The sequence below is a fragment of the Arthrobacter sp. Soil_C_60 genome (assembly GCF_057656375.1).
The window spans coordinates 333,064-344,529 of sequence record NZ_JBDGKM010000003.1 but is presented as its reverse complement, the minus strand read 5'-3'; the positions used below and the strand labels follow the sequence as shown (position 1 = coordinate 344,529).

General features: G+C 63.6%; 10 protein-coding genes and 1 pseudogene. 5 read left to right on the top strand and 6 right to left on the bottom strand.

Annotated features, from left to right (window positions below):
* Positions 1–79 precede the first annotated feature (79 nt).
* Positions 80–393: pseudogene (locus AC3A4M_RS08395) on the top strand (GMC oxidoreductase); the annotation flags it as partial.
* 144 nt (positions 394–537) lie between these two features.
* On the opposite strand, the gene AC3A4M_RS08390 reads toward AC3A4M_RS08395, so the two are convergent.
* Positions 538–1,239, bottom strand: coding sequence for a hypothetical protein (locus tag AC3A4M_RS08390; protein WP_498735194.1), 702 nt, complete (start codon positions 1,237–1,239; stop codon positions 538–540).
* Positions 1,240–1,611: 372 nt separating this feature from the next.
* Between AC3A4M_RS08390 and AC3A4M_RS08385 the strand changes: the two genes are divergently transcribed.
* Positions 1,612–2,376, top strand: a complete 765-nt coding sequence (locus AC3A4M_RS08385) for a DUF6994 family protein (protein WP_498735193.1) — start codon at positions 1,612–1,614, stop codon at positions 2,374–2,376.
* A gap of 241 nt (positions 2,377–2,617) precedes the next feature.
* On the opposite strand, the gene AC3A4M_RS08380 is transcribed toward AC3A4M_RS08385, so the two are convergent.
* Together AC3A4M_RS08380 and AC3A4M_RS08375 are read right to left on the bottom strand one after the other, a co-directional pair.
* A complete protein-coding gene (locus AC3A4M_RS08380) occupies positions 2,618–2,767 on the bottom strand; it encodes a hypothetical protein (protein WP_498735191.1) in 150 nt (49 codons plus the stop codon).
* A gap of 443 nt (positions 2,768–3,210) precedes the next feature.
* Positions 3,211–6,039, bottom strand: a complete 2,829-nt coding sequence (locus AC3A4M_RS08375) for an FAD-binding and (Fe-S)-binding domain-containing protein (protein ID WP_498735189.1) — start codon at positions 6,037–6,039, stop codon at positions 3,211–3,213.
* A 171-nt stretch (positions 6,040–6,210) separates the two neighbouring features.
* Here AC3A4M_RS08375 and AC3A4M_RS08370 point away from each other — a divergent pair, with 171 nt between their 5' ends.
* Together AC3A4M_RS08370 and AC3A4M_RS08365 are read left to right on the top strand one after the other, a co-directional pair.
* The gene (locus tag AC3A4M_RS08370) at positions 6,211–6,531 is read left to right on the top strand and encodes a putative quinol monooxygenase (protein WP_498735187.1); all 321 of its coding nucleotides are present in this window, start codon (positions 6,211–6,213) and stop codon (positions 6,529–6,531) included.
* Positions 6,532–6,658: 127 nt separating this feature from the next.
* Entirely contained in the window at positions 6,659–7,447 is a 789-nt protein-coding gene (locus tag AC3A4M_RS08365) for an IclR family transcriptional regulator (RefSeq protein ID WP_498735185.1), read from the top strand.
* A gap of 58 nt (positions 7,448–7,505) precedes the next feature.
* Here the strand turns inward: AC3A4M_RS08365 and AC3A4M_RS08360 are convergent, their stop codons facing one another.
* Positions 7,506–9,092 carry a GMC family oxidoreductase gene (locus AC3A4M_RS08360; protein WP_498735183.1) on the bottom strand — a complete coding sequence of 529 codons (1,587 nt, stop codon included), beginning with the start codon at positions 9,090–9,092 and terminating at the stop codon, positions 7,506–7,508.
* A complete protein-coding gene (locus tag AC3A4M_RS08355) occupies positions 9,089–9,667 on the bottom strand; it encodes a gluconate 2-dehydrogenase subunit 3 family protein (protein ID WP_498735182.1) in 579 nt (192 codons plus the stop codon). Before AC3A4M_RS08355 ends, AC3A4M_RS08360 begins: the two co-directional genes overlap by 4 nt.
* Positions 9,668–9,851: 184 nt before the next feature.
* Between AC3A4M_RS08355 and AC3A4M_RS08350 the strand changes: the two genes are divergently transcribed.
* The gene (locus tag AC3A4M_RS08350) at positions 9,852–10,490 is read left to right on the top strand and encodes an MBL fold metallo-hydrolase (protein WP_498735181.1); all 639 of its coding nucleotides are present in this window, start codon (positions 9,852–9,854) and stop codon (positions 10,488–10,490) included.
* A gap of 35 nt (positions 10,491–10,525) precedes the next feature.
* Here AC3A4M_RS08350 and AC3A4M_RS08345 read toward each other — a convergent pair whose 3' ends face one another.
* Complete coding sequence (locus tag AC3A4M_RS08345; protein WP_498735180.1) at positions 10,526–11,431, bottom strand: LysR family transcriptional regulator; 906 nt, start codon at positions 11,429–11,431, stop codon at positions 10,526–10,528.
* Positions 11,432–11,466: the final 35 nt, after the last annotated feature.

Here is an 11,466-nt window from a genome sequence, read left to right as displayed (position 1 = left end):
GTATTTGTACAAACGGTTGAGGGGGAGCCGTGGCTGCCCCTCAACCCCGTCCTGGCCAATGGACCGCCATTAGCTGTAGCCGGGCATCGAGGCGCAGACCGACGAGGAATGCAGGACTACATCCGCAAGACGCACAACACCGTCTACCACCCCGTCGGCACCGTACGCATGGGCCCGCCTGAGGACGCGATGTCGCCGCTCGACCACGAACTACGCGTCAAGGGCGTCACCGGCCTGCGCGTCGCCGACGCCTCGGTCATGCCCGAGCACGTGACGGTCAACCCCAACCTCACCGTCATGATGATCGGCGAGCGCTGCGCCGACCTCATCCGCACCAGCCAAACCATTCAAACAACGACGGCGGACGCGGACCTCAGCGCGTCCCTCGTGTAATCCTTGGTGGCGGAAGCAGTCATGCTTCCGCCACCAACCCCATCGCTGGTCTTCAGATCGCCGGGGGACTTGAGCCGGCTGTGCATAAGCCTGTTTACGGGCAGAGTCTTCATGCTGGTCGTAGCACGGCGGCGATTGCCTCGGCTACAGGAGTGTCTGCACGGACAGGGCCCTTAGCCAGCCATCCGTGGTCTCACCGTTGATCGTAGCCTCAACCGCTTCCACAATCATCTGGACCTTTGTCCCGTCCTGCCACCCGGCCGCATCTGACTCGTCCGCGAACACGGACAGGTCCTGGTCTCCCCCTTGGGCCTTTAGCATAACGGTGAATTCGCCGGCCGCTCCGGTCATCCACAGCTCGGACATGAATAGTTCGCCAGTCAGCCGAAACTGGTCCCCAGTCTTGATTCCACCCATCTGGGCGGAATTGAGCTTGTCTAGCAATTCATCGACGGTGATAGCTGTGACCACAGGATCATCAGGCGCAGGCTCGGCTGAAGGCGTGCTTGCTTCAGTTAGCGCGATCTGGGGCTCCGTTGGTGCAATCTGCGACGCAGTCGGCGACGGGAAGGCCTCGGCGCTGTTACTTGTACTATCCCCGCCCCCGACCCCATTGATGATGAGCAGCCCGATGATGAGGAGTGCGAACAGGCCGCCGGTCCCGATCAGTTTCCACTGAATCTTTCGTTTCGGGCGCCGGAAGGTTAGCTCCGACCGCACTGTCCCTTGGGTTTGAGAGACGAACTCCCAGCCCTCTTTCTCTAATTTGGCTCTAGTCCTGGCCTCCATGCCGCGAACTGTCTTCACGGACCTCACCTCGTAGTTCACACTCGTTGCTGTCGTCATGCTGCTCCCCCTCGGCCCCGGACATTAAAGACTCGCTGTTCGAGAGCTTAGAGTGGCGCGGCGATGTCTCCAAGCTGGCCTCGACGCGGCATACGTCGCAGGGCTGACTGAGCAGAATGCATACCCGCTGCCAAACCGGCTTTGGTCGATGGTGCCGCCGCTTAGCGTTGCATTCGCAGAGTGCCTGACAGTCCGTAGTGCTGTCTCAGTGAAGGTTCCTTTGTGAGACAGGTTGCCGGTCAGGTTGGGTGGATGCAGAACTGGATAGCGGAGCCATCTTGGTCGAAGCAGTAGCAAGTGCCTGCGACGACTGCGGTTGTTTCAGCTGTAGGTTCCGCGGTTCGCAATAGGCGGGCACATAGACTCGCTTCCATGCGCGTCTTCGACATCACCTTCAACTACAAGGTCGACACCCCTCCAGGAAAGGACCCGGACTCCCATAGTCCGCGGCTCAAGGCTGACCATCAGCTGCTCTGGACCAAGTGGCTATGCGAAGCGGAACTGTTCAAAGTGCAGGTCCCGGCAGAGCCAAAGGAGCGTCGTAAGAACCACCTAATGTTCGAGCAGACCCCCGACAAAAGGTTCACGTTCGGCAGTGACGCCATCACGAACTCCTACACCAGATGGGGGAAGCCGAGGAACTTGGTCGAGGCTAAGGCCGAGTTGAGCGAGGAGCAGAAGCGCCGCTATTTCAACCCGCCGTACACGATCGGCAGTGCCATGATCTGGCCAGTCAGGAAAATACACCGGCCCACCCTAAACACCGCCAGAGGAATGCGACTACGGATCGCGGACCGGATGGACCTAACTCTGGAATGCATCCGTCGCCACTACGCTGAAGAGCCAGGCAGTCCCCTCGCCGATGTCACCACTAACTACGCGGACTTCTTCAAACTCTTCTGCACGTTCAAGCAGTTCGTGGAGTTCTTCCACCTCCAGGACCTCGTGACACCGGAGGGAAAGATCGACTTCTTCCTAGAGGAGGACGAGAACTTCAAGCGCCCCGGCGTCCCGACCACGAAGGACGAGTACATCAGGGTTCGGGAAGCCTCGCTGAAGTTCATAACGCTGCGGGGCAACCGGATGGCCGACTGGGTCGAGAAGAACCACCCCGACATTCAGGTCCGCCGGCAATAAACAGCGTTTACATCAGCCCCTGGCGACATTGTGAGGAAGAGGCGCCTCACCCTCCGGACACTCAGGCGATCCCACTAACGGGACGATGCGGCACCTCGACGTTGCATCGTGTCTAGAACCTCGCCCAATCGTGTTGCGGAAGCCGGAAAAGAACCCTATGAATCGCAGCGGTAAAGGCGTGGTTTCCGCAGCGCTTTGTGGCCGACGAACACACGTAAGCGGATCCCCGACCGGACATGACTTAGGTATGGCCATTGGCCGCCTCGATAAGCGAAGCGACCTCCTGCACTCTCTTCTTCAAGTCGAAAGGCGATTCATTTCCCCAATTCTGAATTGCAACTTTTGAGATCACGACTTTGCTCGGCTGCTTGATACCGAGCCGGTCGGTCATCAGAGGATTCAACCAACGATCCTGTGGAGCAGATTACGTGTTTGAGTTGAGGGGTGCGCGTTGCATATTGCATTGGTGAGCACCAATGCTCGTTAGCGGGTCTTCACCTGACGTTTCAGTGTAGAGCTCGTCTTCCACCTGCCGGAACCGGGCATAGCCCCTTCGTCTACATCACCGCCGTTGACGAGACACTTCGGAGCAGCCTATGGAGAAAATGATCGGTCTTGGCCCACGTTTTGACCTGGATCGTATGGCCGCCGGCGTCCGCGGCGATGATCTCTACAGCATCACGGTGTGATCAGAATCGAAGTTTGGCCCTATTGGTCGAAGGCGGCGAGCGCTACGTGGGCTGCCCGGTTTCACCAGTCGCGACTCATCTCCTTCTCGACACCAAGACTCGCCGAACGCACCAAGGAGCGATCAAATCCACACGCAAGGCAACATCACGTGCGGGTAACTTCCTCCAGCAGTTCAAGTACATGCTTGTAGTCCTGGCCGGTGGCGCGGGTCATGCCGAGCTCGCAGGTTCGGTTACAGGAGGCGTGGGCGGAGGCTCCGAGGGCGACTGCTTCAGCTGCCTGTTTGTCGGTGGCGGATGCGGTCAACTCGGGGTGGAGCATGCCTCGGTCACCGGCGAAGGCGCAGCAGCCCCAGTTCTCGGGAATGTCGACGCGCTCGGCGACTGCTTCCGCCACCGCCGTCAGCGCCGGGTTCATTCCCAGCCGTGTGGAGGAACAGGTGGGATGCAAGGCGAGAGAGGCGAGCTTGGCGTGCTCCGGGAGTCCCGGCAGGATGTGCTCAGCGGCGAAATCGACCACGTCCACGATCCGCAGCGGCTGCTGCCCGACCAGCGGTTCATCGGATTCGACGGCCTGGCGCAGACCTTCCGTGCAGGATGAGGCGTCGCAGATGATGGGCAGTTCCCCGTTCCGGGTTGCTTGCCTCAGCGCTGCTACGGTCTTCTCCTGCATGGTGTTCTGGCCCGCCGTCATGCCCTTGGAGGACCACGGCGTACCGCAGCAGAGGCCGTCTATCCCCTCCGGCACCAGCAGCTCGATGCCCGCACGCTGCGCAAGCTGCTCGAAGCTGAACTGTACCCCTGCGCCCGACGACGCACCGTCGTCGTTGTTTGCGGATCCGGCCGGACCGAACATGGTTCCCACACACGCCGGGAAGTAGACGGCTGCGGGCTTGCCGTTGGGGGCGGGACGCTTGCGCGGGGATCCGCCGCCGGGCAGTTCCGGCGAGTACAGCGGCACCCGGTCCTTGCCCGCGACCAGCCGCGCGGCCTTGTTGGCCGGCAGCACCGCGCCGGCCGGAAGCTTCGCCACGGCGTCGAGGGCCAGCCCCGCACCGCGGGTCACGGGACCCCAGTTCTTGGCGACAAGGTTCCAAACGGCGTTCTCGGCGGCACCGGCATCGGCACGGCGCAGCCGCTTCACCAGCAGCCCGGTGTTGATGTCGACTGGGCAAGCCGTCTGGCACATTCCGTCCACGGCACAGGTCTGGACTGACTCGTAGTCGTAGTCTTTCTCCAGCTCCGCAACCAGCTTCGTGTTGCCAGCCAGACGCGCCGATTCGATCTCGCGGAGCGTTACGATGCGTTGCCGCGGGGTCAGCGTGATGTCCTTGCTGGGGCACACCGGCTCGCAGTAGCCGCAGGAGACGCAGCGGTCCACTTCCTCGGCGACCGGCGGGGCGGTCTTGATGTGGCGCAGATGCGCCTGCGGGTCGTCATCGAGCAGCACGCCCGGGTTGAGCACGCCGGCCGGGTCGAACAGTTCCTTGAGCTGGCGCATCACGTCGTAGAGCTCGTCGCCGTACTGGCGCCGCACGTAGGGCGCCATGACTCTGCCGGTTCCGTGCTCGGCCTTCAGCGATCCGCCCTCGCCCAGCACCAGGTCGACCATATCCTCCGTGAAGGCGCTGTAGCGTTCCAGCTCGGCGCCGCTGGTGAACCCGTCCGTCAGCATGAAGTGCACATTGCCGTCCTTGGCATGGCCGAAGATCACGCTGTTCTCGTAGCTGTACTTGTCGAAGAGCCGGATGAGTTCGCGGCAGGTTCGTCCGAGCACCGGCACGGGAACCACAATGTCTTCCAGCAGCGCTGTGGTGCCCTGCGGCCGGGCGCCGGCCACCGAGGCATAGAGGCCCTTGCGCAGGTGCCACAGCGCGGCGCGGGTGGCTGCATCCGAGGTAAAGCCCGACGGCGACGCGAGCCCCATTCCGGTCAGTGCGGCGGCGCCCCGGTGCTGGAGGTGCTCCAGCCGCTCTGGATCCTGGGCGGAGTACTCCACCAGCAGGGCCGTATGGTCACGAACCGCCAGATCACTTACGACGGCGGGGCTCCCCTTCAGGGTTTGGCCCACCTTGAGCGACAGGGAGTCCAGCAGTTCAACGGTTGCCGCACCGGATTCCACGATGGCGGGCAGGGCCGCGTTCGCGGCTTCCAGGTCCGTGAAGACCAGCAGGCCGGTGGCGGTGTGCGTGGGACGCTCGACGGTGCGGAAGACCGCTTCGGCGACGAAGCCCAGCGTTCCCTCGCTGCCGATGATCAGGTGGGCCAGCATGTCCACCGGCCGGTCGAAGTCCAGCAGCGAGTTCAGTCCGTAGCCCATGGTGTTCTTCATCGAGAACTGGCGGCGGACGGTCTCCGCCGAGGCCCGGTTCTCCCGGATCCGCCGGGCCAGCCGGTCGAGGCCTTCGTAGAGCGCCGGCTCCAACTGGCGCAGCCTCTCGTTTGCGTCGCGGGCACCGGTATCGACGACCGTGCCGGACGGCAGCACCACGGTGAGAGACTCGAGGGTCTGGTAGGCGTTCTCCGTGGTTCCGCAGTGCATTCCGGAGGAGTTATTGGCCACCACGCCGCCGATGGTGCAGGCGGACTCACTCGCCGGATCCGGCCCGAACTTCCGCCCGTAGCGGGCAAGCCGGGCGTTCAAAGCGCGGACGGTGACGCCCGGCTGCACGCGGACCCGGCGGCCGTCGTCCAGCACCTCGACGTTCCGGAAGTTGCGGCGCACGTCCACCAGGACGCCGTCCGTCACGGCCTGCCCGCTCAGGCTGGTACCTCCGGATCGGAAGGTCAGCGGCATGCCCTGCGCGGCACTCGCGCTCATCAACGCGCCGACCTCCCCCGCGTTGCCGGCGACAACCACGGCCTGCGGGATGAGCAGGAAATGCGAGGCATCGTGTGCGTTGGCATGGAGGTCGATGGCGCGGGTTTTCACCTGGGTGGGATCAGCTACTGCAGCGCGCAAGGTGGCCAGCATGACCAACCGCCTTTCTCAAAGACAATTTCGGAACGGCCCCCAGCGTACGGTGCCCGGACGGGGAAAATCTGCCGTTGTTATCACCAAGCGATAAAGCCCTTTGGCTGCCGGTGTAGGGACAGGCCAGACTCGAAGAACAGGCAAAAACGCAACCCTGAAAGGACAAATCCCATGATCTTCATCGTCGTCAAATTCCACGTCAAGCCCGACTTCTCCGACCGCTGGCTGGACATGACCCGCGAGTATACCGAGGCCACCCGCCGCGAGCCCGGCAACCTGTGGTTCGACTGGTCCCGCAGCGTCGACAACCCCAACGAGTTCGTGCTGGTGGAAGCATTCGAGGACGACGCCGCCGGCGACCATGTGAACAGCGAGCACTTCAAGCAGGCGATGAAGGAAATGCCCGAGGCACTGGTAGAGACGCCCAGGATCATCAGCCGCCAGATCGAAGGTAGCGACTGGGACCGGATGGGCGAGCTCACCGTGGTCTAGCGGCCGCTGCCCGACAGTACTTTTTCGCAAACGACGACGGCGATCGGTTCCCTTCTCCCGGAAGGCAGCGGATCGCCGTCGTTCTTAGTATTTGGATTGTCCCGCAGGCGTGGGACAAACTCGTGACATGGGACGCAATGATGTACTGGCCGGAATGGCCTCGGTCCGGAAGGCCTTCGCGCTGCTTGATGTGGTCGCGTCCAACAACCGGGGCATGTCTGCCAAGGAAATTGCGGCGGCCCTGGACATGCCGCTGCCCACGGTCTACCGGCTGCTGAAGACGCTTGTGGTCTCCGAGCATCTGGTCCATCTCAAGGATGAGAGCCGCTACGGGCTCGGCTACAAACTGCACACGCTGGACACCTCGCTGCGGCGCCAGGTCGGCACGCCGCCGTCCGTGGCGCGGCTGGTCCGGGAGCTGCACGTCCGCGCCGAGGCCGCCGCCTACTATGCCGTGCACCGCGGCGACGATATCGTCGTCGCACACGTGGTCGACTCCCCCGCCCGCCCGCGCATCACTCCCATGGGTTTTGGCTTCAACGACGCCGCCCATGCCACGGCATTCGGCAAGGTCCTGCTGGCGGCCATGGACCCGGACCAGCGGTGCGTCTACCTGGAGCGACACGGCCTGCCGGAAATGACCGACCAGACCATCTGCAGCATGAGCGAGCTTGAAACCGAACTGCGGGCCGTGAGCGAGGACGGGATTGCCGTGGAGCGGGAAGAATTCATCCGCGGCGCCTCCTGCATGGCCGCTCCGGTCACCAACGCCGCCGGCCAGACCATCGGATCGGTGGCGGTCTCGATAGATCCTGCAGATTTCGCCGCACGCTTTGGAAAGACCGGACCGCTGCTGCGCGATACGGCGGACAAAGTGAGCCGTGCGCTGCGCGGAACCCCGATGCTGCAGCGCTAGAACCTTAACGCCCAGGAGGGGCAGGCATCGTTAGCCCGCCCCTCCCCTGTGGCTGTGTTTACAGCGCCGCTGAGGCCATCTGCTCGGCGATGTACTCGGCCTGCCGGATGGCCAGCGCCACGATAGTCAGCGTGGGATTGGCCGCCGCGCCGGTGGTGAACTGCGAACCGTCCGAGATGAAGAGGTTGGCGACGTCGTGGGTTTGGCCGAAGGCGTTGACCACGCCGTCTTCCGGACGTTCACTCATCCGCGCGGTCCCCAGGTTGTGCGTCGAGGGATAGGGCGGCGTGTGGTGCGTGGACAGGGCGCCGACTGCTTCGTACAGCAGCGATCCCTGCTGGTAGCCGTGCTCGCGCATGGCCACATCGTTCGCATGGTCGCTGAAGTGGACGTTCGGAACCGGCAGTCCTGCCTTGTCCTGCACGGTGGTGTTCAGCGTGATCCGGTTGTCCGACTGCGGCATATCCTCGCCGACAATCCACAGACCCGCCGTGTTGGCATAGCCGTCCAGCAGGGCAGTGAAGCCGGGTCCCCACGCACCGGGATCGATAAAGCTGGCCAGGAACGCCGGGCCCAGCGAGATGGTCTCCAGGTAGTAGCCGCCGGCGAAGCCCCGGTCCACGTCATGGCGTGATTCGTCGGCGATCAGGCCGGCCATGGTTTCCCCGCGGTACATGTTGACCGGCATGTCGAACTGCGCATAGACCGAGCCGGTGGTGTGGCGCATGTAGTTGCGGCCGAGCTGCCCGGAGGAGTTGGCGAGGCCGTCGGGGAAGAGCGGCGAAGCGGAGAGCATCAGCAGCCGTGGCGTCTCGATGGCATTGCCGGCCACCGCGACAAGGCGGGCCTTCTGCCGCTGGAGGTTCCCCTCGCCGTCGATGTACAGCACGCTGTCCGCCTTGCCCTCGGGCGTGTGCGTGATCTGCACCGCCTGGCTGTCCGGCCTCAGGTCCAGCTTGCCGGTGCGCAGCGCCTTGGGAATCTCGGAGACCATGATGGACCATTTGGACTTGTTCTTGTCGCCCTGGAAGTTGAAGCCGTCCTGGATGGAGGCCGGCCGGCCGTCATAGGGCTCCGCGTTGGTGGCGTACGGACCGGTGGCGTAGTGCTGGTAGCCCAGCCGCTCGGCGCCGTTGGCCAGCACCTTGTAGTTGTTGTTGGCCGGCAGCGCCGGGCGGCCGTGCCGGTGCGTGCTGCCCATCTTCTGCTCCGCCCGGTCGTAGTACCGGGCCAGGTCCTCGAGCGTGATGGGCCAGTCCAGCAGGTTCGCGCCGTCGATCCGGCCGTAAGTGGAACGCGCCTTGAATTCGTGGGCCTTGAACCTCGGGGTTGCCCCGGACCAATGCGTGGTGGTGCCGCCTACGGCCTTGACAATCCAGGCCGGCAGGTTCGGGAAGTCACGCGCAATCCGCCAGGATCCCGACGTGGTGCGTGGATCCAGCCACGCCATCTGGTTGAAGGCTTCCCACTCGTTGTTCTCGTAGTCCTCATTGGTCAGGTGCGGCCCCGCCTCCAGCAGGACAACCTTGATTCCCTTCTCCACGAGTTCGTGGGCGAGGGTACCGCCGCCGGCGCCGGACCCCACGATGACGACCACTGAATCGTCGTCGTAATCAAAACGTGCAGATTCATCCTGAATGTTCACAGCGACTGTGCTCCTTCGACCTTGTCGGTGCCCTTGAAGAGGTCTTCCACGGATTCGATGCCTTCCGACAGCGGCTTGAGCGCCAGCTGGTACGGCAAGGGGCCGACCTCCGTCAGGGTTTCTTCGCTCTCCTCGATCCGGGGATCCGGCAGCCAGGCCAGATCGTTGAAGCCGCGGTTGATGTAACCGCCCTTGGAGAAGGACTCGCCTTCGTAGCCCAAGGCTTCGCACACTTCCGGGTCCTCGTAGAAGTTGAGGACGGTGGTCCGGCGGATGAAACCAAAGAACTCAAGATCGGTAATGCGCTTGAGCACCGCCAGGGCCCTGTCCTCCGGAAGCTCCAGGAAGTGCTCTTCGGTCAACGTGTCCAGGGTCATCAGACCCTGCGTGAGCGCCATCCGGAACCATCGCGATTCTTCCGAAACTTCAATGATCTTCTGAGTCATCCGCTCGTAGGGCCCATCCGGGATCTTGGGATGCGGGAAAGCTACCCGGATGATCCGTGTCAGGACCTGCCGGGCTTCCTCAGAAAGCTCAAGCGCGTTGAGTTCTGAGTATTTTGCGGGAAACACCATCGTTGTCACCTCTGGTCGTAACGGGCATCTGCCAGGCTCGTCAACTGGGCCGGCCCCGAGGCCTGCACCGCCAGAACGAAAGCCGGTTCCAGCAGTCTCTCCGGCCACCCCTGCCCGAGCCAACGCCCATTATCGGTTTGTGAGAATCCATTTCCTGACGCCTGAAAGCCATTAGGCTGGCGCCATGATTGACCTCCCAGAGATCACCATCCGCAGCATCTCCGTCAGCGAGATGGACAACAACGTGTACTTGCTGACCTCGAAGAAGACCGGACAACAGGTACTCATCGATGCGGCCGACGACGCCGACGCGATCAAATCGATGCTCGAAGAAGCCCGCGCGGATTCGGCCCAGGAAACGCGCGTGGCCTACGTCGCCACCACGCACTCCCACTGGGACCACGTCCGTGCGCTGAAGGAAATCGCCGACCACACCGGTGCCAGGACCGCGGCCGGGACCGAGGACGCCCCCGACATCGAAGTGCGGACGGATGTGCTGCTCGACCAGGGCGAGTTGCCGGACCTGGACGGATTCAACCTCGAACTCATCAAGCTCCGCGGCCATACTCCCGGTTCCGTGGCGTTCCTCTACCGGGATCCGAACGGGCCCGCGCACCTGTTCAGCGGAGATTCGCTCTTCCCCGGAGGAGTCGGCAATACCTTCAACGATGCGGATAAATTCCAGCAGCTCTTCAGCGATGTGGTTGCGCGCGTTTTCGACAAGCTGCCGGATGACACCATCGTGCACCCGGGCCACGGCAAGGGCACCACCCTCGGGGCGGAACGGCCGCACCTCGATGAGTGGAGAGCCCGCGGCTGGTAGCTGGCACACGTCCCTCAACGGGCGGGATGTGACGGCTAGCTCGATTCCGCTGCGAGGCGGGCAAGCACGTAACGCAACGGCGGCCACGTGGTACGCCCTTTCCTCGTGTGGGCATAGGCGCGTAGCCGGACCTCGGGCTCGGCGAGCGGGAGAATTACGACGCCGGGTGGCGGCTTCCTATCCGCGGGCAGCAGACCGACACCCATGCCGGCAAGGATGAGGTCTTCGACGAGATCGAGGCTGTCGGCTTCGTGGCGCAGGCGGGGTTCGAAGCCGGCGAGGGAACCTATGGACCGCACCACGACCTCGTCCGCCCGGTTGCGGGAATTACCGACCCAGTCCCGGTCGCGGAACGCGCTGAAAACCTCCGGGGCGCTGCCCTGCACCGATTGCTGGTCGTCCGCCGGGACGCCAAGTCCCCAAGATGTGGACCAGAGCGGAAGCCTGTCGAGCCGGGGATCCTCTAGCTCCGGGGCGAGGTTGTAGTCGTAGGTCAGTGCGAGGTCCGTCCTGTCAGCCAGGAGCATCTCGAGCGCCTCGGCCGGCTCATGTTCCTGTACGGCGATCCTGAGTGCCGGATGACTGACCGCAGCCTCTTTGACGGTGGGGATGATGTTCCTGCGGATTGCGGTGGCGAAACCGGCCACGCGGAGGGTGCCTGAAGGCGCGGCTTCCGGATCAAGATCCGCCCGCGCGGCCTCGACCGCGGCGAGGATATTGGCCGCGTGCTCGGACAAGCGCCGTCCGGCTGGCGTGAGGCGCACTCCCCTGCCCTCAGGCTCCAGAAGGACCGTGTCCGTCTCGCGGGCGAGCAGTGCGATCTGTTGCGAGACCGTTGAGGTCGTAGTGCCGAGCAGGTCGGCCACTTCCCGCATCGACCCGCTGCGCGAGAGCTCAAGCAGCGTTCGGAGCCGTCGAATATCCACCCCTTGATTGTCCATGTTTTATGAATGGTATGCACGTGATCATCACGTGG